The organism is Paenibacillus baimaensis (assembly GCF_025567575.1).
In genome coordinates this window covers 37,193-60,534 of the sequence record NZ_JAOQIO010000038.1, presented here as the reverse complement: position 1 = coordinate 60,534, position 23,342 = coordinate 37,193, and the positions used below count along the sequence as shown (strand labels likewise).

Here is a 23,342-nt window from a genome sequence, read left to right as displayed (position 1 = left end):
AGTCAGTGCATTAACTTATGATAAAGACTCTAATATCTTAAAGGGTACTCTAATTATTTATGCTCATTGCGGTATTGCTGAGGTTGTAATCCCGTATATTTCTTAAATGCCGTACTAAAGTAATTGTGGTTATCGTAGCCGAGCCCTTCTGCGATTTCCCATATTTTCATTTTGGTTGTTTTTAATAAACGTCCTGCTTCCTCCATCCTGACCTGGTTCAAATATTCATTGATGGTCTCACCCGTTTCTCTTTTGAAAACCGAACAAATATAAGTAACCGACATAAATACCTCATCGGCAATTTCCGATAAACTCAAGTTTTGCGTATACTGCCTTTTGATAATAGCTTTGATTTTATTCACAAGATCCATATGCTTCTGGTTATACTTCTGTGTGTAATAATTGGCTGCCTCTACGAAAATCGAGGTCATGAGCAGCTTCATTTCCTGGATATGCTCCGCCTTTAATATGTTAAACAGAACCAGATTGCGATTAGGAAGAATCCGCTCCAAATCCTCGCCCATTTCATATACCTTTCGGTAGGTTCCACTGATTAATTCCATGCAAAAGCCTCTAATGGACTCCACATCGGAATTCAGAAAACCATTAAAAATCGTATCCAGCAGCTGTAACCCGCCATTCGTATCACCGAGCATAATAAAGCCGATCAATCGATTCTCGGCCTCGAACAAGTTCGTATAATCCATGGAATCGAGTTCACGTTTCGCATGCCTGTTCGTAATATCTTCAATTCGGATGATGGATCGCAAGCCCATATAAAATTTATGCTGAACAGCATGGACCGCATTTTTGTAAGAAGCGTACACGCGGTCAATGCTTCCTACCTGATTGCCGGTTCCAATAGAGACCGAGATTTTTAAATATTTAAATAAGGACTGGATCATTTCCTCACAGATTTGGATATGCTTGTCGTCGTGCTGCGATTTTTCATTGAAGATAAGCACAAATTCGTTCTCATTCAAGCAATGAACGATACCAGCGTCATAATTCCGGAAGATCTCGTCTGTAATATTTTGAATGGAAAAGCTCATTAGCTGTTTCTCTGCTTCTTTCTTGTTTTCAATCTGCTTCAAATAATTGTCCATTTGCATAACGGCCACCATCAAGCAGGTATCAGCTTGCAGCGGTAATTGAAAGTAATCCAGCTTATCTCGGATCTCCTGTCCATTAAAGGTAACGCCTAACAGCAAATCTCTTAAAAACTTTTCTTTCATCAGTCTGGAATTTCCATTCAGCTGCTGCTTCAGCTGTTCAATCTTGTGGTGCATATTGCGTTCCATATCGATATTGCTTACAACCTTCGTGATCACCTCTCGAATATCATTAATCTTGATAGGCTTGAGAATATAACCTTCAGCGTTAATTTCCAATGCAGTTTTGGCATAGTTAAAATCCTGGATGCCGCTTATAATGATAATTTTGGTTCTGCTTCCTGCTTCCTTCAAATTCATAGCGACTTCCAAGCCATCCATAAAAGGCATCTTGATATCTGTAAATAAAATATCGGGAGCTAACTCACTGCACAGATCGAAGGCTTGCTGCCCATGCTCGGCTTCTCCTACAATCGTGATTCCGTATTCCTCCCAAGGGATAACCTCCCTCAAGGTTTCTCTCACAATAAAATCATCATCAGCTAATACCATCCTCAACATGGTAACCCTCCATTGTCCATAAAATTGGAATTTCTACTACCGACGTTAAACCGCCGCCCTCATTGATATAAAAACGCACACCATACTTCATCCCAAATAATCGTTTAATCCGCTCGTTCACATTTCTCGTACCAAACGATTTGGACGTGTGGCTTTCAAAGTCCAGCATTTCATGCATCTCTTCCACATTAGCGCCTGCACCATTATCGGAAATACTGATTTGGAGCTTCTCCCCCTGCTTGACGACGCTTAAGCGAATCCAGCCCTCACCCTCCACCTTTTGAATACCATGTATAATTGAATTTTCAACCAGTGGTTGTAAAATTAATTTAACTGTCAGACATTGCAGAATATCGTTGGGAAAGTCCAAAGTATAGTTCAGCTTGCCGCCAAAACGCATTTTTTGAATTTCCAGATAGCTCTCCACATGCTTCTTCTCATCATTAAGCGTGATAATGCTTTTCCCTTTGCTAAGACCATACCTGAAGAAGTTGGATAACGAACTAACCATATCACTAATATTAGGAACATTGTATCTCATTGCATATAAATTAATAGAGTCCAATGCATTATACAAAAAGTGCGGATTAATTTGCGCCTGTAAGGCCTTCAGCTCCGCGTCCTTGGCTTGCAATTCCGCTTCCTTCTTACTCACCTCGCTCACATACAGTCTTTCGACCAGATCTTTGATCTTCTCCATCATCTGCTTGTATTGTTCAAATAATATACCGAACTCATCCTTCTTGCGATATCTTAATTTTATATCAAAATTACCATGCTCGATGGTAGACATCGACTTCACCAAGGCCAGTATGGGCTTGGATATGTTGCCTGAGAGGACCAACGCCGTAAGTAAAGCAAATAACATACAGATCACAATGACGAAAACCATGATTTGGTTCAGTTTTTTTTGTTCAATATTAACTTCATTCAACGGTGTTAAGGAAAGAATCGTCCACTTCAGAGGTACAATATAATTAGTTGAGATGAGCATCGGTTTACCGTCTATGTGATCCATATGAGATTGTTCAGCTTGGTCATGCATGTCTTTTACCAGCTTTCGGATCACTTCTGAATCCTTAACCGAGTGGGGGCCATCAGGGGATAAATCACTGCTAAGAAGCACATCTCCATCGGCATTAAGCAATGAAATTGAGCTTCCAGGTGTAATTTTATAATTTTTCAGCAGGTCAACGAAAAAGTTGGCGTCGATATCGGTAGTCAGCAGCGCTGCATACGGTGCCATATCAGCAGCTCTTAGCGCTACTAATTTTTTGGCTATCTTCATGGTTTGAATCTTTTTCCCGAACATGGTGATGTGATCGGTCCCAACAATCGTCAACTGATTTGGAAGCTGTGAATACCATTTTTGATTCTCTACAGCACTAATGTCAAAAACCTTATCTGTAATGTTTACGTTTTTGTATTGAGGTCGATTTACTACAAATAATTTGGGGTAAAGCGCTGTCTTCGTTAATGCCGAAAAATCTGATAAATAATAACTATCCAATATTCGGTCCAGCTTCACGATCTCATCAATAATACCATCCGCATTGTCTGGCTGAGGTGAGCTTATAATGTGCTGCAGTTCGGGATTAAGCGCCATCAATACAGAAAAATCGTTGATCGAATCCAGCTTTTGCAGCAGAATGGATTCCACAGAGCTTAAGTTTTTGACAATCGATAGGTTGATCTTATCTGTGATGATTTCAGAAGATCGGGTATAAAAAATAATCGAAATAATCGTTGTTGGCAAAAGAATAGAGATCAGGAAATAAATGATCAATTTATTTTTTATGCTTAACTGTATTCCTCTCATGGCATCGACTCCCCCATAAACTTTTACTGCTTTTTGGACGGTGCAGCATACGCTGTCCAACTAATGCTCATATTTTATCCCGAAGACAGACCGCATGGCAAATTATTTATCCAAGCTCTTTTGAACTGATACTGGGCACACTGAAAATTGGACATCATATACAGGATACCTCACGATAAGGGGATCTAAGGAGCTGTTGACTATGAGCAACAACCGGAGGATGAATCGTAAAGGCGTTAATTATGACGTAGGGACGTTCACTCGAGGCCAACAATCATCGTCTCGCGATGTATTCGACCCGGCTATTGTGCAGCGCGAAATGCAAATCATCAAACATGATTTGCATTGCAATGCGGTCCGAATATCGGGACAGGATATCGCAAGACTGACTTGTGCTGCTGAATTCGCCATCCAGCACGGATTAGAAGTATGGTGGTCCCCTGCTTTCGTTGATGCCGATCAACAAGAAACTTTGTCTTACTTGGCTGATTGCGCTAAAGCCGCGGAAGTCTTACGGCGACAATCACCACACATTATTTTTGTTACAGGATGCGAGCTTACCTTCTTTATGAAGGGACTTGTTGATGGGGATACTGCTTTTGAGCGGATCCAAACTTTTATGAAACCGTGGCGTTTGCTAAAAAGTACCCTTCTGAAAGGCTCCTTCCATAAGCGACTAAATAGTTTTCTATCAAAAGCTGTCGCTGTAGTCAGAGAACATTTTCAAGGGCAGCTTACCTACGCATCTGGAACCTGGGAAAATGTCAATTGGGATGAATTTGATTTCGTTGGCATTGATTATTATCGTGAGAAGCTTAACAAACATACATACCGCGAGAAGCTAAGAGCTTACTTTCAATACGGAAAACCCGTGGTTGTATTAGAGTTCGGCTGCTGCACATACCAAGGTGCTGAAGACAAAGGCGGATACGGTTGGGCCATCGTTGATCGAAGTCAAATACCCAATCAGCTTAATGGCGCGTATATTCGGGATGAAAACGAGCAGGTCAATTATCTTGGAGAACTGCTGGATATATTTACAGAAGAACGAGTAGACGGTGCTTTTTGGTTCACCTTTGTTATGCCACTGTACCCGTTTAACGAAAAACCTTTGTACGATCTGGATACGGCTAGTTACAGCTTGGTAAAAACCTATACCGATCAATATGGAGCAACTTATACAGACATGCCTTGGGAAATAAAAAAATCATTTACAGCTCTTGCTGAATATTACGCAAAGTCTTGACCTGTATGCAAGCTTCCTTACATGAATGAGAAAAAGCCGCAGAAAATGCACGGCTTTTTTCTCATTATTTATTTTTCACATGGAACGGATCTCAATTCCATCTGCTTTAAACAAACCATTTGGTTTCCTTCTTCTAATTCTGCTCTGCCTGATATCGGCCTTTTTCTTGACGAACAATAGCAATAAAATGACGAGCTTGTTCATCTGTTAAATGTTTACCGTTTAAAGTCAGTTGAAATGTATTCAGGATCTCTTCGTCGGACAATTCCAGACTCCTCACAAATTTCTGGACATTATTGTCCGAATTGCTTGGATCAACTGCCCTATATTTCCCTCGACCGATAGTATTCGCCGACTTGATGAGCTTGCTGATCTGGTTTATTAGCATTTTTTCCTCCCTTCGGAGCTGTGCTCTGTCGATTTGTATACATTCAACTATCAAAGGAATGATGGTAGCACCACACTTCATACAGTGTTGACATGTTGGCAACCTCCAATTTACGGTATTTTATTGTATTGGTGAATGCTAAGGTATCACAACCAACGTCGCTGACTTTGCTGGGAGTGTTAACGATAGGCCTTCCGCACTGCCTTTCACAGTACCTGCCGGAGCCAAACGCTTTTGCGCTTCGAAGCGGTATATTTGTGCCGAAGCATTCAGTGATACATCGGCTTGCACATTCGCAACACGTGGAGCAATGTCCTTGTTGAACAGAAGTACGTATTTCTTACCTTGACTGGATACGATCGTGTACGTTCCGACTGCATCCAGGTTGGAGCTGACAGTGCTGACGACGTCGCCTTCGATTCGGCTGCCTTGCCCGTCATAATTCAAGAACAGCTTGAAGGCGTCCTCAAGTGGCGTATTACCCTGCAAACCGCCCCAACGCATGGCATAATCGACGCCTTCACGGGCGAACAACGCGAGCGCTTCGGCTTGTGCCAAGCCGCTGCCAATACCACTGCCATCTCCGAAGTTGTACTCGGAAATCGACAGCTTCATACCCGGTGCATTACGGGCGATAATATCATGCATCCTCGGAATCAGCTTCACCGGCTCCTGAATCCAGGAGGAAGCGTCCACGAAGTTCGGATCGTACAACGATTTGAGAGAGTTAAAGCGGCGTTTGGTCATGGCTGACGTCTCATCACTGGAGAATGCGATGTTATTCTCTGCTGGATAATAGTGAATATCAAGCGTATCGATCAAACGCTTGCCGGTCTGTTGGCGGTACTCTTCCACCTTGCCAAGCAGCCATTCCATATATGGCTTGCCTTCGTGAGCCTGCATATCGGCTCCAGGAGAGCAGCCATCCTTCGCGGAGTAGAAATATTCGCACCAGCCCCACGGCACCGGACCAAAGATGTTGGCCTCTGGATCGGCCGCCTTTATCGCTTCACCGTAGGCTTTCGTATAATTCCATATTTCATCATAGGTCGTCATGCCCGGATGTACATCCCAATGAGAATGCGGCCACAGCATAGGCTCGTTGTCGAGCGCGTAATTGTGCACATAAGGGCCAAACCGATCTTGAATATGTTTAATCCATTTGGCAATGAAATCCGGTCCGACCTGCTTCGATGTGTCCTCCGGCTTGTTGCCAGTTACGTAGCTGCCGTCCTTGAGCTTGCCGTTACCAGCATCCGGACGGCACCATGCTTCATGCCAGTCGCACTCGTTGCTCTGCTGTGCACCGTACTTCGCTATTGAATAGCTCCAACTGATTTTACGATCCTTCGGTGTCCAACCGATCGTCGGAACCTGCAGCAGCACCTCGGTACCAGCGGTCTTCGAATCCTGAATGAAACGGTCGGATAAGGAGCCGTTCGGCAGCTTGGACGCATCCGGATTGTCGTAGGGAACGTTCAGAAAGTACCAATCACCACCCCGATTTGTCGTATCGATTTCCCAATTATAACGAGTCATCGCATTGCCACCCCAACGCTTGATCGGGAATTTCATCGTGGAATGTCCTTCCGTTGGAGAATCCTCAAAGTTGACACCAAAAATGCCAGGACTAAGCGTTCTGCGCTCCTTCGTCGAATCGATAGCCACTTTGACCGTAGGCAGCTCAGGAGCAGGCAGGTTGACGATCGATGTTGTTTTCAACAATTCAATATCGTCGATATAGACCGTACCTTGGTTCTTCTCACCCCACGCTGCAACGACAATGCCGTCAAGATTAAGGGTACTTACCCCCAAGTCGGCAAATTTCAGCTTCACTTCTGTCCACTGATTCGCAGGTACGCCGTTCGGCAATACGTTCGTCAGATCAAACTCACCAACGAAATTGTGGTCGTCCATCAGGTTGACACGCAGCTGCTGTCCACCAGTCGATCCACCATGCAGCTTTAACTTCAAGCCGTAATAGTTGGTCAAATCCATTTTCATATTACGATGCAGCCATATGCCTTCATAGCCTTTAGCTACGAACGAAATGGATTTCGACCCGGAAGCTGTCGGCTGCGTGTTGCCAAAGTTCTGCGTGCCCCAGCTCCAATCGCTGTAACCGGCTGCCATTCCGTCCGTATAGACAGCCTCTGGCGTATTCGACACGACCTGAATGTACATCGATGCACTTGCCGAGCCGAAGCTGGCGGTAATCTTTGAAAGGCCGCTGCCAGCAGCAGTGAGCGAGCCTTTGTTAACTGTGATTATACTCGGATCACTCGAGGTCCAAGTTGTCTTGTCGCTGACGTCTGCGCTCGTGCTATTCGAGTAACGCGCTTCAAACGTCAGCTTGGAGCTGTCTCCTGGCGCCAATACCATGCCATATTGTGACAGAACGCCTTCCACCAATGCCGGAGGCGCTACGTACTTCTCCAGCAGTCGAATGTCGTCGAGGTAAACTTTGCTTTGCACGCCGTCAGTCAAACCACGGAACAGCAATCCGTCGAACAGGTTATCCTTTATTTTCAACCCGGGTAAACTAATTTGAACCTTGACCCATCCGTTAGCTGGAATACGTCCACTTTCGATCAGACTGCTAATATTAATCTGCCCTGCGGCTTGACCGCCCGAATTGAACACAAGCTCCAGCTGCTGTCCACCCCCTTCGCCACCGTTTATCCAGAATTCGAGCCGATCATAATCTTTTACGTTAACAGACCCGTTATCCTTGAACAAATAAAGACCGCCTCGTTGGCTCGGGTCGAAAACAACAGCCTTTTTACCTGTATGCACCTTGGACTCTTCGTTCAAGCTGTGCGGCGCCCAGCTGTAATCCTGAAATGCCGAATTAAGCGTATCTTCGTAAATCTTGATGCCCTTCTGCCCGTCATCCTCCGGCGGCAGAGCAACATCCGTAACGGTAACGTTCACATTAGCGCTATAGGAACCATATACCGCAGTAATGACGGAGGAGCCAGGCTGAAGTGCCGTCACTTTTCCATTCGTTACGGAGGAGATGCCTTCATTAGAGGAGCTCCATTGCAAACCTTGTGTGAGTGGAATCTTCGTTCCGTTGGAATAAGAAGCCGTTACAGCGAGCATTCCTGCATCGCTAGGCTTCAGCTCCATTTGCGATGGCGATGCTTCAATTCCCGTCATCACGACCACATCGTCGGATACGGTAATCGTCGACGTGGCAGAGAACCCGCCATACTGCGCCGTCAGGATCGCTGATCCTCTCCTCTGACCTACAACTTTGCCTGCAGCGTTGACGGAAACGACGGCAGGGTCGTTAGTGCTCCATGTAATACCTTGGGGAACCGGAGTCGTCTTTCCGTCGGAATAGGTCGCAGTAATACTCAAAGCGCCTTCCTGCCCTTTTTTAAGATTTAGTGAAACAGATGACATCGAGATGCTTGTGAGCTTCTGCTCTTGGACGACCCCGCCACCATTCAAGACGAGATCATCGAAATAAACCTCCGGCTGTTGACCAGATACGGTACCGCGGATGAGAATGCCGTCAAAGATGCCGTTTGGCATGTTCAGCTTACTAAGATCAATGCTGGTTTTCTGCCACGTACCGGACTTGAACACAGCTGGATCAAGCTGTTGGATGGCGACCGGCTGACCACCCGCTTGCATGACAACTTCGATTTTCTGTGCGTTTCCTTTACCACCATTAGACCATAGCTCAAGAACCGGATAGTCGGAAACATGAAGGATGCGATCGTTATACAAGTATAGACCATCGTCGTTGTTCGGTATCATCCGAATCGATTTGGTTCCAGCATGGCGAGTTGTCGATTCCGATAAAGAATGCTTTGCCCAGCTGTAGTCGTTGAAAGAATTGCGCAGCTGGTCGTCGTACACGATAAGCTTTGCAGGAGCAGTCGCTGCCTCGGCTGCTGGCATGCCCCCAATTCCTGCTGCTGTGCCCGACCAGGCAACTAGCAGTGCCATCGATAGCGACAGCTTCATAGGTGTTCGGTATAAACGTTGAGTCAATGAAATGTCCTCCTTGATCAATTGGATGATAAAATCAATATTGGGCAGCAATCGAACCCCGCTAAATGACACGGAAGACTTGGCCGCATAGAGCAGGCAGCCATGATGCCATCAACATTCACTGCCCTCTCATTTGCTCACTCACGCCCCTTTACCTCTATTGTTTTGACTATCAGACTATAGCATAAGGAAATACGGTGCCGTAATTATACGATCGTATACGGTTTATGAATTACAAACATTCCTTGACAGGAATATTCCTATTAAAGTATATTAAAAGCATGAATTCTACTTTTAGTGCTCTTGCCGAGCCAAATCGATTACACATAGTTGAACTTTTACGTAAGGGTCCCCTATCCGTTGGGGAAGTTGCCGATCAACTCGGCCTCAACCAACCGCAAACATCCAAACATCTCCGTGTGCTTTGTGATGCCGGGCTTGTTGAAGTGAATGCGGTCGCTAATCGGCGAATCTACAAGCTGCGGTCTGAACCATTTAAGGAGTTGGATACGTGGATGGAGTCCTACCGCCATATCTGGGAAGAAAGATTCGATCGATTGGATGATTACTTGCAGGAGCTGCAAAGAAAGGGAGTGAATCATGACGACAAGCAGTAGTCCTGCCAAACAGTATAGTTGTTAAGAAATAGGAAGAATGTAATGTTGAAAGAAGATCAAGTTTCGAGCAGCACCCTTACATCCATAGAAGGATCGTGAGCTCATCATAACTCGCGTATTGAATGCATTCCTGTGTATATAACGCCAAGGAGGAACCGATAATCAATGAGAAGAATCAACATATTTTACTGGGTTTTCACTGTATTGATGTTAGCGTTAATGGGTGTCGGTGCTATTCCGGATCTCTTGTCTGCTCCTGATGCAGTTGTACTATTTGCCCATTTAGGATATCCTGCTTATCTTCTGCCCTTCCTGGGTGTTGCCAAATTATTAGGGGTGGTAGCGATACTTGTTCCTGGCTTTCCGAGGGTTAAGGAATGGGCTTATGCCGGTTTTGTGATCGATCTGACAGGTGCCATGTACTCAACAATAGCTGTCGGCGACCCTCCAGGCGGATTGGTGTTTTTCCTGATCGGTTACCTGGTCATTATTGGCTCCTATGTTCTATATCACAAAAGACTAAGGGCAGCTTCACGGAATCATGCCAAATAACTTAACATATTTGGTATTCCTTATTTCCTTACAAACACACAAATTAGGAGGCATTAACATGTCCGAACAACAAACAACAAACCCTGAATACGATTTGGTCATTACCCGTACCTTCAATGCACCTCGTGAGCTTGTATTTAAGGTATGGACCGATGCAGATCACCTGAAGCATTGGTGGGGACCCACTGGGTTTACGATCCATGTAGCTCAGGCGGATATCCGTCCAGGCGGCATATTTCATTATTGTATGAAGGCCGCTGATGGCCACGAAATGTGGGGTAAGTTTGTGTATCACGAAATCGTTTCCCCTGAAAGGATTGTGTTCGTCAATTCATTTTCTGATGAGGAAGGTAATATTGTCCGAGCGCCCTTTAGCCAAACCCAAACCTTTCCACTGGAAATTTATAATGTGTTCACGTTCACTGAGGAAGAAGGTACAACGACAATAACCTTGCGGGGAGGCCCAATTAACGCTACTGAGGAAGAAATCCAATTTTTCCATTCCATGCATGAATCTATGCAGCAAGGCTTTGCCGGAACCTTCGGCCAACTCGACGATTACCTTGCGACTCTATAAACGATATTTATTTAAGCCTATTGCAAAACCATCCCCTCTTTTGAACATTTCTTATAACCATTAGACGCAAGGATCATGGTATAAGTATAAAAGTTCAAAGAGGGGATATTATTGTCACAGTTATCCAGAGCAAGATTCAAATACAAGCATTTTCTGAAAACTTATTTCCGATTTATCAACCTGCGCCCGCTCCGCTTTCCGTTCCCATCCCCTCTTCGGCTTTCTTAGACAGTACCTCTTTCTTCAAAAACCAGCAGAGAATAAAAGCGGCAATTGCAAATACGAGTGAGATCACGAACATATTCTGAAATGAATAACTGAATACCTGCTTGATATCGTGCAGCAAAGCTGCTGGCAGATCTGCGGGAATGTTACCTGTCTCAATATTAGCCGCCGCATCAGCAGGAAGTCGGCTGTCAAGTGCAGCGATTCCATCCTTAATGTGCTTGGACAGAAGGCTGCCAAAAATACTGAGACCGATGGTCGCGCCAAGCGATTGGAACAACTGGACTGTTGACAGGGCAATACCGCTGTCTTTGGCATCTACCGACTCCTGAACAATCAGGTTGTCTCCGCCGAACAGTGCGCCGAGTCCGACGCCGAGTACAAAAAATGCGCCGACGATGTAAAGCCAGGTTGTCGCGACGCCGATCTGCGTCAGCATCAGGAAACCAGCGATTGGCAGCAAAAATGATACGATAAACAGGCTGCGGTACGCTACCCGCGTGATCAGAAACCCGTTCACAATGCTTGCCGGAATTGCCCCTGCCATAAATGCCAGCATCAAATAACCAGCTTCCGTCGGCGTCAGCCCCATTACATGCTGTGCAAAAAATGGGAATGTGGCCATCCCACCCATAATTCCGAGCATCAGGATAAATACTAGCAGTGATAACACGACTACATTACGGTTGCGGAACAGATGCAGCGGGATGATCGGCTCCTTGGCTTTGGCTTCGATCCATACCAACAGTGCGAACAGCAGCGCTGACAAGCTCAGCAGTCCAATAATGATCGGCGACGACCAGGCGTAGCCCTGATTATCGATCAGTACTGGTGTCAGAAGCAGTGAAAGCAGCGCCAATATGAGCGTGCACGCACCCGCCCAGTCGATATACCGCTTCTCGTTTCCAATCGATTCTTGCATGCCCTTGGCTACAAAAAGCGCTGCGAGCAGTCCGATTGGAATATTGATCAGAAATACCCAGTGCCAGTCAATATTACCGACGATGTAACCACCCACAGTCGGTCCCAATAGCTGCGGAATAATCATCATTGGCCCGAACAGACTTTGGATCTTAGCCCGTTGTTCAAGTGGATAGGCCTCGCCGATAATGACCAGCGCGAGCGGCATCAAGCCTCCGGCCCCGATTCCTTGAATGCCTCGGCCGATCAGCAGTATCGTCATCGACGATGCCATACCGCTGACAATCGAGCCTGCAATAAACAGACCGATACATATCAGATAAATGCGCCTACGACCGTACAAATCGGCCAGCTTGCCAAGGATTGGCATAAACATCGTCAGTGTCAGCATGTAGACACCTGCGACCCAGCCATACAAGGACAAGCCATGCAATTCGCGGATGATCGTCGGCATCGCCGTGGAGACAATCGTCTCGTCAAGCTCAGCAAAAATCAGCCCGATCAATAGTCCGATCAGGATCAAGGTTTTGTTGTTTGTTTTCGTTTTTTCGATAGGAATCACCTCATAGAATTTGAGCTCCGGCCATACGGCCAAGGCTTATGCAAGAAGTATATCGCACTTGTATAAACCGAATATAAACGGCACGCAGCTTTTCGCCTTTAACTACTTTTACATGACAGGAGAATGGTTAGCAACGGTAAATTTGGTTATAGCGAATGTTTCCACAGTCCACAGTCTTGCCAGCAAAGTCTCTGAACATGCAAAAAGACCACCATTTGGGCGGTCTATAGTTAGTATCATTGTCATTAAATGCTACCTATATTGTTAACCTCATTAATAATATACATTGTTAATATAGAGCTTACGGGCCGTAAGCTTTAGAACGCAGAGGAGCGGAGCTTGGGTACCGCAGCCAGCAAGCTGAGCGTGTACGGATGCTCCGCCTCCAGATGGAACCCGCTGCTTGCACGTGTTTCCACGATTTCCCCTTTATACATGACGGCGATTCGGTGACTCACCTGCATGACCCTGGCCAGATCATGAGAAATGAATAAATATCCATATCCGAATTGCTGCTGCAAATCGAGCAGCAAGCGGATGATTTGTGCTCCTGTGGAAACATCGAGCGCAGAAATAATCTCGTCACAGATCAGAATTTGCGGGTCAATCATCAATGCTCTGGCAATATTGACACGCTGACATTGCCCACGGCTTAATTCCGTCGGGTAGCGGCTGAGATGATCCCTGTTCAAGCCGACCCGTTCAATCGCCTGTCTCGCTTGATGCTTACGATCCTGCAAGCTACCGATGGCGAAGTGGTAGAGTGGCTCCATCAAAATCCGTTCGATGGTCAGCCTTGGGTTCAAGGCGTCCACAGGGTCCTGAAATATAAGCTGGATGTTACGTCTCAGCGCTCTTGACTCTTCAAACGATATTTGTGTTATATCCTTATCGTTCCATGTCAAACTGCCTTCTGTTATCGGTTCAAGCATAGCCATGCAGCGAGCCAGTGTACTTTTACCGCTTCCGCTTTCTCCAACCAGCCCAACTGTTTCCCCGGCACGCAGCTCAAGCGTAACTTTGTTAACCGCTTCGGTCACCGACGGAGGCCCGAACCAGTGGCGCTGTATATATTGTTTTTGTATATGCTTTGCAGCCAGCATTTGCATCCGCCACCTTCTGTATACGCCAGCCTCGCCAGCTTAATTAAATAGCCTCAACGACCTCAGTCTGCAGCACATGCTGATCGTAGGTCAGTACCTTTGCTGGAAGCGAGCGTCCCAATACGGGCACCATCTCCAGCAAATGACGCGTATAGGGATGGGTCGGATTATCTAACAGGCAGGAAGCCTCCCCGTACTCGACGACCTGGCCCTGGCGCATCACAACGATGCGATCCGCCAATTCAGAGACAACACCCAAATCGTGAGAGATGAACAGCATACCCATACCAAATTCCTGCTGTATGTCCTTAAGCAAACGTAATATACTTGCCTGTACGGTAACGTCAAGGGCAGTCGTCGGCTCATCTGCGATTAACAGCTTGGGCCCATTGAGCAGCGCCATCGCGATCATCACCCGCTGCAGCATACCTCCACTCAGCTCGAAGGAGTAGCTTTTCATCTGCTTTCCAGGATCAGGCAGGCCTACACGATCTAACATATCAAGACAACGGGAGATTCGGACCCGTCGGTCGCCAGTTTTTAAGCATTCCATCAGTTGGGCACCAAGCGGGATCATAGGGTGAAATGCACTCATCGGGTCCTGAAACACAATCGCAATCTCGGTCCCACGTACTCGCTTCATTTCCTTTTTGGATATTTGCAGCAGATCCCGGTCCTGCAGACGAATACGGCCGGATTGAATACCAAGCGGTGCTTCCAGCAAACCCATAATCGATAGTGCCAGTGTGCTCTTGCCGCAGCCGCTCTCACCAACTACGGCTACCGTTTCTCCTTGGTCAATATGAAAGCTGACATCTTGTAACAGACACCGACCGTTTTCAGGTTTCGTAATGCCTGTGTGAAGCCCGCTGATCTCAAATAGAGGTTGTGGTATTGAGCTCACCGATTTCCCGCCCTTCCAGTTTCGATGTATCGGCATGCTTCCATCTTTGTTCAAGCTTGCTGCCGATGCTATTGACCATTAATATCGAGCAGGCCAACGCCAATGTCGGAAATACGATCGTCCACCAGGCCTGTATAATATAAGGATGTCCATCCGCAATCATCGATCCCCATGTCGGTGTCGGCGGACTGATACCAATCCCGAGAAAGCTTAACGTAGAGATCACACCAATCGCCGTACGGAAGCAGATGGTGGATAGCAGCACGACGGTGGGCAGCAGATGAGGTAAAATATGCAGACGAACTATGCCCCACTTGCTGCTGCCGAGCATAAAGCCTGCCCGAATAAATCCCCTTCCCCGCAGTGCTTTCGTTTCGTCATGAATAAGCCAAAAAAATTGACCCCAGATGGAAAAAGCCATCGATAGAACCATTCCCAGCGGTCCGTTGCCAAATATCGTAATAATGAGCAGCGGCAGCATACGAACCGGAAATACGATTGAAATTTGCCCGACAAACAAAATTAGCGGTGTCAGCAAAGGCACTACGTTATACCCGGCCAGCATGCCGAGCAGCGTACCTGCCGTCATAGCCAGCAGTACCGCGAGCAGCGCCAGTCCAAGTGTCAGATAGGTCGCATATATAAGCCGGCTGCTCACATCCCTACCAAGGTGATCGGTACCGAGCCAAAAATCGGCCGAGGGCGGATCCAGCTTTGGACCCTCGAATGGAGCAGTCGGATCATGTGCGAACCCTTGCATATAGATGAGAGACAATACGATAAATACGACAGCTGAGGATAGCAGTATCATCCAGTAGCGGTTTGAAATGTTCACTATTCTTTTCGCTCCCACACCTGATTTTGTTTAACCCTTGGGTCAATGAGCGGATGAAGCATATCCAGCAAAAATCGCGAGAAAATAAACAAAAGCGTTGTAAAAACCAAGCATGCCTGTATAAGCGGGAGATCGTGACTGGCGATAGCTCCCACCGTCAAATTGCCGATGCCCGGGTAAGAAAAAATCGTCTCTACAACGATCGTGCTGCTAAGCAGAACTCCCACCTGTATCGATACAAAGGAAAAGATAAGCGACAGAGCTGGACGCAGCAAATAGTGAACACTAAAGCGGAAGGTGCTTACGTTTTTAGCTCTCGCGGTTACAACAAATTTTTCTTTGGCTACCTCCTGCAGCTTGGAGCGGAACAACAGACCAATCTTGATAGCTTCTGCACCCGCAAGCAGCAGCACCGGCAGCACCAGCGATTGAATTCCCTGACTACCCGAGGGAGGAAACCACTTTAGATGTACACTGAACAGCTCAATAGCCAGGATGCAGGGAACAAAACCCGGTATCGAGTGCAGCATCAGCAGTGCTTTATTCAATTGACTGTCCAGCTTAGTCGGTAAATAGAGGCCGAGAAAGCCGACACCGATCCCACCGACAATACCAATAGGCAGCACGAGAACGATTAGCTTCATCGTTGCCCATAAGTAAGGAAGAGCAATATCCAGCACGGGTTCACCGAGCTTATAAGAATTGCCGAATTGAAGCGTTATCGTCTTCAGAATATACAAGCCGAACCTTACCAACGCCGGAGCATCCAGACCCAGCGTTTTGCGCAGCAAATCCTTCTCTGCCTCCGTAGCATCATGGGGAAGCAGAGAATGAATGGGATCGCCCATCGCGCTGGACACAAAGAATAAAATACTGGATACCGTAAGCAAGATGGAAAGGCCGACAACAAGACGTTGTACGGCCGCTTTCATTCCCTGATGCATCCTATTTCACCTTGATCTGATGAATATCGATTCTGCCTGTTCCATCTGGCTTCCAATCGATATTGCTGGATAATCCGTAAATATTAGGAGGGAACATCAGCCAGTTGACCGGGGACCCTTGTTTGGATTTATCAAGAATTTGCTTGGATAAGGCCAATCGTTTTTTCTCATCCGGTTCAGCGGCATAATCCTTGATCCATTGCTCGACCTGCGAATCCAGCTGGTAGCCGAATGTTTTGTAGAGTGATTTTTGACTGAACGCTGCTACCAGTATCCGATATAGCTCACGATCTGGATTATCGTAGCCCGAGAATAGTAGAATCGATCCAGCATTGCTTTGCTCGTAGCGTTTGGGATCCAGCATGGGTCCGATTTCCATCAAATTAATTTTCGCTTCGATTCCGATCTTTTTCAGCTGCGCCTGCAGCACCTGTGCAGTATCGATATCTCGCTGCGTAACATCCAGGTTAACGGATATCGGCGTAGCAACACCAGACTCAGCTAGCAAAGACTTGGCTTTTTCCGGATTGTAGTCACTTAAAGGATACGCTTCTACGAAGCCGGAGCCTGCTTTAGTAACTGGAGCTACAGCGGGCAAAGCAAATTCGCCATACATATTTTTGGCCAATGTTCCTTTGTCGATTCCATAATAAAGAGCTTCACGGACCTTGGCATTGTCAAAAGGTGCTTTAAAGAAATAGCTTTGCCAGGTTACACGGAATCCGGGCTCGGATACAATCTGATAGCCGGACTGCCCTTGAACGCGCTTGATTGATGTGGATGAAAGATCAGAAGCGATATCTGCATTACCGCTCAGCAGCTCTGCCATACGAGTAGCTTCGTCTGTTACATTTTTGATAACGACGGACTTGAACGGCGGGCGTTTTCCCCAGTAGTTCGGAGCTTCCTTCAGCGTAGCGACTTCCCCACGCTTCCAATCGCTTAATACATAGGGGCCTGTTCCTACCAGCTGTGTTTTGTACTCGTCACCGTTCGCAAGCTGTTTAGCCGATAAAATTGGCAGGTCAACCATAAAATTAATCAAAGCGTAGTTGGGCGAGGATGTTATAATATCGACCGTGTACTCGTCAACAATGTTCGTTCCCGTCACACCATCGAGCAGTGTTTTGAATGTGCTCTTGGGAACCTCTGCAGACATCAGTTTATCGATTGTCGCCTTGACCGATTGAGCATTCAGGGTATCGCCATTATGGAACGTAATTCCCTTTTTAACCTTGATTCTCCAGTTGTTATCTTTGAACTCGTAGCTTTCCGCAAGCGACGGAGCCAACTTGCCATCCTGACCTCTGACCAGCAGCGTATCGAAAATCAATGTCCGCGGAAGCGTTATATCTTTTTGATAAGGATCAATTGTTGTAAAATCTCTGGTTTCATTCGTTTGTACAATAACTAGCTGATCCTTGGTCTTGTCTGTACTCACCGCCCCTTTATCACTTTGCTGAGGTACGGCTGTAGTAGCTGGTTGGGCCGCAGGCTGTTGCGTGCAAGCGGTCAATACCACGAGCAGCAAGGCCATGCAAGCCGTGGTCCAACGGTTTCTTTTATGTGAAAATACCATGATTGCTGATTCCCCCGATTATGTATGATTGGATTATGCCGGACACAAGGACCGACGACTGTTACTAGCGCTGGGCAATAACGAGATAACGTGGATGCTTAGGCATGCCGCCCCACAGCGCCGCTTCCATCAGTGGTTGGATGGCAACCTCATTCAGACCTTTAGAGCGGAAAAACGAAGCAAGCTGTTCGCTCGGTTGACCGCCATAGAACGGAAGCCGGCTGCGAATCTGTTCGTATTCCTCCTTCACATCCTGATTCTCCCACTGCCCTTCCACCAAAGCGATACGTCCCTGTGGTTTAAGTAAACGCGTCCATTCCTCTACAGCGTCAGCAGGATGGGGCAGCGTCCAGATCAAATGACGAGCAACGATCAGATCGTATGCACCTTCTGGCAGACCGGTATGCTCAGCATCTCCCGACAGGAAGTTGATTGGCAAACCAGCTTGATCTGCTTTTGCACGAGCGAGCTGCAGCATTTCTTCGGCAAAATCAAGACCTGTAACGTCATGTCCCATATTAGCGAGCAGTAAGGAAAGGAACCCTGTGCCGCAGCCCAGATCGAGCACCTTTAATGGTTCGCTGCCAGCTAACTTACTTAACACGGCTACCCATGCCTGATGCTGCTCCTCATTTAACAAACCGTGGCTCGGCCCCTGGTCGAATTCAGCGGCGCGGCCGTTCCAATGCTTTTTCACCAGATTTTTCACTTCAATTTCGTTCAATTCGGATGCATGCATAAGTATCTCTCCTTCAAGATAATGATTATTATTCTCAATGTACAAGCAAAAAAATGGCTGCCGACCACGTCGACAGGCTATTCGTACCTCAGGATCGAACCATCCTTATAGATTTCCTGGAACAGCTCGTGTTCCCCCATAAATCGGGAGAGGACATCGCTTTCGTTCGCCAAAATTGTCAAATGGAAGCCCGATCGCATCATTTCCCGCATAATATGTATAATTTCCGGGCTTTCACTGTATGTACCCATTACCGTGCCTGAACTCTCAGGCTCCAGCTGACCTACCAGCATTTTACGGATATCGCTGATCAGCAGCAGCTGTGATACCCTATGGCGGTGAACTTCATCATGACGAAGCGGATGCGTCACGACTTGGATACCTTCCATCGAAAAATCGCCATACGCTAGTATTCGTACCTTCACCCCCCTGTCGGACAGCTTTTTCAAATCATCCTGCAGCAGAGCAGCAAGTGTCGCACCGCAGCGGATATATAGCTCGTACCGTGTGGAAGCGATCATCTCTTTGGCCTTGTGCAATATATGATCGTATCCCTTGATATACACGATCGTATCGTTGCTTGTTTGCCGATTGATCTCCTTCAATTCTTCACGCACCTTCTGAAGATTGTGATTGAATTGGGATTCAAGACGATCCAGATAAGATTCTGGCTCAACCGCCATGTACAAAGCGGGTTCCGTCTGCTGCCACACAACTGCGCCTTTATCTGCAAGGTTGCCCAGTACCCGGTATACTTCAGCCCGCGATATACCCGTGTTTTTGCTGATTTGATAACCAGTCGCCGAAGTTTCCTGCATCAATGCCACATACACCCGTGCTTCATTTTTGCTAAAACCAAAATGGCACAATAATTCGGTAACGGAATCCATCATAACACCTCACAGGTAGTATTATATCTAACTACTATGAGAATGAGAATCTTTATCAAAGTCTATTTTTACCTATTTTTGCTTGTTTATCTGGATATTCCTGCTAGTAGCTTCATATTTCTCAGTTTATTGCTTATTTTCGGGTGATTGCGTAAGTAGACACTGTATTCCTAAATACGGAAATTCCCACATTCATCGAATATATATTTTCTTATGTATGGTTTGTTTACAAAATTAAAAAGCACCTACCCTAAGTAAGTGCTTTCTTGCAATAATCTTGTCCTAATGACATATGGCTGCTCCATTAATTGTTTAGAACCAAATGAGCTTGTTTTGTTGGGAGGACTGTCTGTAAATAATAATCTTCTGCCTTCCAATATCGGTTTCTCATCTTTTCCATGTTCCTTTGGGTGAGTTCACTTTCACGTAATAACCTTTTATTCCGTGGGCAATCCAGATAAACGATATAATCGTATAAACCTCTCCACTCCTCACGTTGCAGAAAAACTCCTTCTATGACATTAACGCATGTCTCGGGAATTATTATGTTTTGTAAGCGATGTGTATCAGATTCATTATCGTATATGGGGAGCTTGAGCTGGCTAGTTTCCTTTAGTTTCTTGAACAAATTTCGCTTTAACCATTCAGTGTCCCACTGTAAGTGATAATATTCAAACCACTCTTCAGAGCCTGTATCGTAACGTTTGCTACGTTCCACAATATAATCGTCTATATGAAAGATGCAAACCTCGATGTGCTCCCCGGTCAAATTCCGACTAAACTTCTCTACGAGTGTCGTTTTTCCCGAACGACTTAGTCCGTCTATTCCTACAATAAATCGATTGCCTGTCTTTAACTTGGGTATACATTTAAATAAGCTCGTTATATGATCCTCCAAACTACCCGCTCCTCAGAAAATGAATTCCATTATTTGGTATGGTTTCAGGCAAATAGCTCTCATTGCTACCAAACTAATGACTTCTAAGCTCTTTGAAAGCTCGTGGTTGATTGGTTAAAATAAATTCTTTGATCGTAATTGCACATTCCTTGATTGAATTATCATGCGTATCGATTTCAAGATCATATCTATGATGTTGGTGTACGATATCAAATTGGGCTTTGGCGAGTCCAATTGGTCTATCTCCTCGTTCTCGTTCTCTTCGTTCCAGTTCATCAAGTGGACAGTGAACACCGATAAAAAATGATTGTGTACTATGTAATAATTGAACACATTCCTCCAACCAGCTTGGCTCAATCAGCACGTGATCAACAATCATATTCTTGCCTACCCTTGAAAAAGCCATCATATAATGATGAAAAAGTGTTATGACTGGATTTTCTATCATTTCTTCTATTTCAATTGTTTCTATTTCTTCTCTGGATATGTGATCGCCAAACATACTCATCAACATGTCATTGACACCAGCAATCGCATTATCGACAGATAAGTAAATAAAATCTTCGTCAAGCAGCTGAATAAGCTCTTTAGAAATACTTGTTTTCCCTGCACTAGAAGTGCCGTTCAGAAAAATGATGGTTCCGATTTTAGCCAAAGTGACCTCCTATCTTATTCTTCCTATTGTGTACGCAGGTAGGGAGGTTCCGTGCCACTTCCCCCTTTCCCTCCCATCGTCCCACGGCTGATTTCATAGAGCATCTGCTGTTCTCCGGTTACTCCTTCTTTACTCCAACGCTCAATGAAATGAACTATGTACTGTTCCTTTACGTCAGTTTCCTCAATCGCCGTTTCTCTTTCAACATCATAGCCGTCGACCTGTAATTTCTGCATTCCGACTTGTTTGGGGAATCTATCGATGGTGGTCCCGCTGCCTGAAGTCGCAAAATTGACTGCATCCACGGCGGTAAACGGTGGCTTCGGCGGTGAAGACACGTGTAAAGTACCCACAAAAATCCCAAAAAGAACAAGAGGCGCAGCCATTAGCAGTACGCGCGTTCCCCGCTTGACAAGTGGCAAGAAACGGAGGATCAGCCTGTCAAAACCGAAAAAAAGAATCGCCACTGTGCCACCCATGATGCTAAATAAAGAAGATTGAAATATAATACCAAATAAGAACCCAAGGACAACGTGGATAAAACCGGATATTAACCATTCGCCCGAACCCATTACCTTCAATTTTCTAATTGCTACTTCCGTAATTGATGAAACAAGGATGCCGTAAAGAAATATACTCGGTACCGCATACAAGGCAATGACAGAGGCCCACGATGCATAGTTGCTAGCCGCATACCAAGCTGCCCCTCCCACAGCCATGAATGGAAACGAAATCAACAGTACGATCGTCCATGAAGCGAAATAAGCGGCCAGACATTTTCTCCTAAGCATCTTATCTCCTCCTTCGAGTCACAGTCTATGGTCTTTTGCTATGAAATATTTTTCAATTATACCTTATGAGAACCAATTTTCGCCAATGACTTAACCCTCAAATTAATCAATGAGTTGGTCAGTTGATATAGCCAGATGTCTATGTTAAAATTTACATATTCTTTTTGAATGGAGGGTTACGTGTGATAAATTATTCCCGATTGAGAAAGCAATGCAACTAATTGCAGCTTGTTATTCGACTCTGTCTGTGCGCAGAGTAATCGGGATTGGTATGTCTATCCACGGGTGCCCCTATTATATTAGAAGAACAGACTTTCTTTGAAGCAATTCAGGAGTAGTCATCTTCTTTTACATGCAAGAGGACCATAGTGCATTCCTTTTTCGATTACGATTACACAGGCAGCGATGCTCTGTGTTTTTTTAATTTACTTATAAAAGGAGTGTACTTTTAAATGACAACATTACAACCAAATGATCATCATAATGATAAAAAAGATATGTTATCCCATGCAAGTAAGCATGGACTACAGTTGGACCCAGAGCAAGTGGAGATTAACGAATCAGGAATGGACTTTCTAGTAGCTTTTACAGCAGATCATAAAGGAACATCATGGGTACTGCGCAAGCCAAGGCGTTCCGATGTATGGGAGAGAGCTGAAAACGAACGCAGGGTGCTTATGCTTGTTCGTGATAAGCTTTCGATTGATGTACCCGATTGGCGCATTTTTACTCCAGAGCTGATCGCATATCCTTTGCTCAATGGGGTGCCAATTGCGACAGTAGACCCTGCAGGGGGAGGATATGTTTGGCAATATGAGCAGCAATCGCTACCAGATATTTTCTTTGACTCTCTCGCTGAGACGCTGGCCTCACTGCATGGCATCGATCATGACGTAGCTGCAAAGGCTGGCGTTCGAGTCAAAAGCCCTAATGATGCACGCGAAGCCTTTTCCAGTAATATCGAGGAAATTAAACAAAGTTTTGCGATTCCCCAAAAACTACAACATAGATGGAATTCATGGTTGTCCACAGACTCATACTGGCCAGAGCATTCGACATTAAATCATGGCGATTTGCACCCCCCTCACATACTCGTTGATGAGACGAGGCGTGTGACGGGCTTAATTGATTGGACCGAGGCAGAATGTGCCGATCCAGGGAAGGATTTCGTCATTTATTTTGCTCTCTTTGGTGACGATGGACTTCGCGATTTACTTCAACGATATGAAAGATTTGGAGGTAGGGTGTGGCCTCGTATGCATGAGCATATTGCAGAACAATGGGCAGCATATCCAGCTGTAGTGGCCAAGTTTGCGCTTATTACAGGAAGAGAGTCCGATATCGAGATGGCTAAAGGTATGATTGCAAACTGGAATGGAGGTTAACTCATCCTAAATTAAGTTAACGGGTAACAAT

20 protein-coding genes are annotated in these 23,342 nt (G+C 45.8%); 5 read left to right on the top strand and 15 right to left on the bottom strand.

Translation table 11 applies throughout. The annotated features are described in order from the left end of the window. Positions 1 to 53 precede the first annotated feature (53 nt). Together OB236_RS13405 and OB236_RS13400 are read right to left on the bottom strand one after the other, a co-directional pair. A complete protein-coding gene (locus OB236_RS13405) occupies positions 54 to 1,673 on the bottom strand; it encodes a response regulator (protein ID WP_262684440.1) in 1,620 nt (539 codons plus the stop codon). After that, positions 1,651 to 3,492, bottom strand: coding sequence for a sensor histidine kinase (locus OB236_RS13400; RefSeq protein WP_262684439.1), 1,842 nt, complete (start codon positions 3,490 to 3,492; stop codon positions 1,651 to 1,653). The genes OB236_RS13405 and OB236_RS13400 overlap by 23 nt, the downstream gene beginning before the upstream one ends. A gap of 202 nt (positions 3,493 to 3,694) precedes the next feature. Here OB236_RS13400 and OB236_RS13395 point away from each other — a divergent pair, with 202 nt between their 5' ends. Further along, on the top strand, positions 3,695 to 4,738 hold the full coding sequence (locus tag OB236_RS13395) for a hypothetical protein (RefSeq protein ID WP_262684438.1): 1,044 nt from the start codon (positions 3,695 to 3,697) through the stop codon (positions 4,736 to 4,738). Positions 4,739 to 4,871: 133 nt separating this feature from the next. Here the strand turns inward: OB236_RS13395 and OB236_RS13390 are convergent, their stop codons facing one another. Then, complete coding sequence (locus tag OB236_RS13390; RefSeq protein WP_262684437.1) at positions 4,872 to 5,126, bottom strand: hypothetical protein; 255 nt, start codon at positions 5,124 to 5,126, stop codon at positions 4,872 to 4,874. Positions 5,127 to 5,264: 138 nt separating this feature from the next. Next, entirely contained in the window at positions 5,265 to 9,134 is a 3,870-nt protein-coding gene (locus tag OB236_RS13385) for a glycoside hydrolase family 44 protein (RefSeq protein ID WP_262684436.1), read from the bottom strand. Between the two features lie 281 nt (positions 9,135 to 9,415). On the opposite strand from OB236_RS13385, the gene OB236_RS13380 reads away from it, so the two are divergent. The 3 genes from OB236_RS13380 (at position 9,416) to OB236_RS13370 (ending at position 10,880) form a co-directional block, all read left to right on the top strand. Continuing rightward, positions 9,416 to 9,751, top strand: a complete 336-nt coding sequence (locus OB236_RS13380; protein WP_262684435.1) for an ArsR/SmtB family transcription factor — start codon at positions 9,416 to 9,418, stop codon at positions 9,749 to 9,751. Between the two features lie 165 nt (positions 9,752 to 9,916). After that, the gene (locus OB236_RS13375) at positions 9,917 to 10,303 is read left to right on the top strand and encodes a DoxX family protein (RefSeq protein WP_262684434.1); all 387 of its coding nucleotides are present in this window, start codon (positions 9,917 to 9,919) and stop codon (positions 10,301 to 10,303) included. Positions 10,304 to 10,361: 58 nt separating this feature from the next. Beyond that, the gene (locus OB236_RS13370) at positions 10,362 to 10,880 is read left to right on the top strand and encodes an SRPBCC family protein (protein ID WP_262684433.1); all 519 of its coding nucleotides are present in this window, start codon (positions 10,362 to 10,364) and stop codon (positions 10,878 to 10,880) included. Positions 10,881 to 11,055: 175 nt separating this feature from the next. Here OB236_RS13370 and OB236_RS13365 read toward each other — a convergent pair whose 3' ends face one another. The 11 genes from OB236_RS13365 to OB236_RS13315 all read right to left on the bottom strand — a co-directional run bounded on the left by OB236_RS13365 (position 11,056) and on the right by OB236_RS13315 (position 21,926). Beyond that, positions 11,056 to 12,588, bottom strand: a complete 1,533-nt coding sequence (locus OB236_RS13365; RefSeq protein ID WP_262684432.1) for an MDR family MFS transporter — start codon at positions 12,586 to 12,588, stop codon at positions 11,056 to 11,058. A gap of 317 nt (positions 12,589 to 12,905) precedes the next feature. Next, positions 12,906 to 13,691, bottom strand: a complete 786-nt coding sequence (locus OB236_RS13360; protein ID WP_262684431.1) for an ATP-binding cassette domain-containing protein — start codon at positions 13,689 to 13,691, stop codon at positions 12,906 to 12,908. A gap of 43 nt (positions 13,692 to 13,734) precedes the next feature. After that, a complete protein-coding gene (locus OB236_RS13355) occupies positions 13,735 to 14,595 on the bottom strand; it encodes an ABC transporter ATP-binding protein (RefSeq protein ID WP_262684430.1) in 861 nt (286 codons plus the stop codon). Next, on the bottom strand, positions 14,567 to 15,430 hold the full coding sequence (locus OB236_RS13350) for an ABC transporter permease (protein WP_262684429.1): 864 nt from the start codon (positions 15,428 to 15,430) through the stop codon (positions 14,567 to 14,569). Before OB236_RS13350 ends, OB236_RS13355 begins: the two co-directional genes overlap by 29 nt. Beyond that, entirely contained in the window at positions 15,430 to 16,374 is a 945-nt protein-coding gene (locus tag OB236_RS13345) for an ABC transporter permease (RefSeq protein ID WP_262684428.1), read from the bottom strand. Before OB236_RS13345 ends, OB236_RS13350 begins: the two co-directional genes overlap by 1 nt. 1 nt (position 16,375) lies before the next feature. Then, positions 16,376 to 17,953, bottom strand: a complete 1,578-nt coding sequence (locus OB236_RS13340) for an ABC transporter substrate-binding protein (RefSeq protein ID WP_262684427.1) — start codon at positions 17,951 to 17,953, stop codon at positions 16,376 to 16,378. A gap of 64 nt (positions 17,954 to 18,017) precedes the next feature. Beyond that, complete coding sequence (locus tag OB236_RS13335) at positions 18,018 to 18,692, bottom strand: class I SAM-dependent methyltransferase (protein ID WP_262684426.1); 675 nt, start codon at positions 18,690 to 18,692, stop codon at positions 18,018 to 18,020. Positions 18,693 to 18,769: 77 nt separating this feature from the next. Beyond that, positions 18,770 to 19,582, bottom strand: a complete 813-nt coding sequence (locus OB236_RS13330; protein WP_262684425.1) for a TrmB family transcriptional regulator — start codon at positions 19,580 to 19,582, stop codon at positions 18,770 to 18,772. Between the two features lie 304 nt (positions 19,583 to 19,886). Next, positions 19,887 to 20,480 carry a kinase gene (locus OB236_RS13325; protein ID WP_262684424.1) on the bottom strand — a complete coding sequence of 198 codons (594 nt, stop codon included), beginning with the start codon at positions 20,478 to 20,480 and terminating at the stop codon, positions 19,887 to 19,889. Positions 20,481 to 20,553: 73 nt separating this feature from the next. After that, a complete protein-coding gene (locus OB236_RS13320) occupies positions 20,554 to 21,135 on the bottom strand; it encodes a chloramphenicol phosphotransferase CPT family protein (RefSeq protein ID WP_262684423.1) in 582 nt (193 codons plus the stop codon). A gap of 23 nt (positions 21,136 to 21,158) precedes the next feature. After that, positions 21,159 to 21,926 carry an MFS transporter gene (locus tag OB236_RS13315; RefSeq protein ID WP_262684422.1) on the bottom strand — a complete coding sequence of 256 codons (768 nt, stop codon included), beginning with the start codon at positions 21,924 to 21,926 and terminating at the stop codon, positions 21,159 to 21,161. Between the two features lie 452 nt (positions 21,927 to 22,378). Between OB236_RS13315 and OB236_RS13310 the strand changes: the two genes are divergently transcribed. After that, positions 22,379 to 23,311 carry a macrolide 2'-phosphotransferase gene (locus OB236_RS13310; protein WP_262684421.1) on the top strand — a complete coding sequence of 311 codons (933 nt, stop codon included), beginning with the start codon at positions 22,379 to 22,381 and terminating at the stop codon, positions 23,309 to 23,311. Positions 23,312 to 23,342 lie beyond the last annotated feature (31 nt).

What these genes read in the sequence shown, in the direction of transcription:
- OB236_RS13405 (WP_262684440.1), bottom strand. Translation starts at nt 1,673, where the DNA reads ATGTTGAGGATGGTATTAGCTGATGATGATTTTATTGTGAGAGAAACC.
- OB236_RS13400 (WP_262684439.1), bottom strand. Translation starts at nt 3,492, where the DNA reads ATGAGAGGAATACAGTTAAGCATAAAAAATAAATTGATCATTTATTTC.
- OB236_RS13395 (WP_262684438.1), top strand. Translation starts at nt 3,695, where the DNA reads ATGAGCAACAACCGGAGGATGAATCGTAAAGGCGTTAATTATGACGTA.
- OB236_RS13390 (WP_262684437.1), bottom strand. Translation starts at nt 5,126, where the DNA reads ATGCTAATAAACCAGATCAGCAAGCTCATCAAGTCGGCGAATACTATC.
- OB236_RS13380 (WP_262684435.1), top strand. Translation starts at nt 9,416, where the DNA reads ATGAATTCTACTTTTAGTGCTCTTGCCGAGCCAAATCGATTACACATA.
- OB236_RS13375 (WP_262684434.1), top strand. Translation starts at nt 9,917, where the DNA reads ATGAGAAGAATCAACATATTTTACTGGGTTTTCACTGTATTGATGTTA.
- OB236_RS13370 (WP_262684433.1), top strand. Translation starts at nt 10,362, where the DNA reads ATGTCCGAACAACAAACAACAAACCCTGAATACGATTTGGTCATTACC.
- OB236_RS13360 (WP_262684431.1), bottom strand. Translation starts at nt 13,691, where the DNA reads ATGCTGGCTGCAAAGCATATACAAAAACAATATATACAGCGCCACTGG.
- OB236_RS13345 (WP_262684428.1), bottom strand. Translation starts at nt 16,374, where the DNA reads ATGCATCAGGGAATGAAAGCGGCCGTACAACGTCTTGTTGTCGGCCTT.
- OB236_RS13340 (WP_262684427.1), bottom strand. Translation starts at nt 17,953, where the DNA reads ATGGTATTTTCACATAAAAGAAACCGTTGGACCACGGCTTGCATGGCC.
- OB236_RS13335 (WP_262684426.1), bottom strand. Translation starts at nt 18,692, where the DNA reads ATGCATGCATCCGAATTGAACGAAATTGAAGTGAAAAATCTGGTGAAA.
- OB236_RS13330 (WP_262684425.1), bottom strand. Translation starts at nt 19,582, where the DNA reads ATGGATTCCGTTACCGAATTATTGTGCCATTTTGGTTTTAGCAAAAAT.
- OB236_RS13315 (WP_262684422.1), bottom strand. Translation starts at nt 21,926, where the DNA reads ATGCTTAGGAGAAAATGTCTGGCCGCTTATTTCGCTTCATGGACGATC.
- OB236_RS13310 (WP_262684421.1), top strand. Translation starts at nt 22,379, where the DNA reads ATGACAACATTACAACCAAATGATCATCATAATGATAAAAAAGATATG.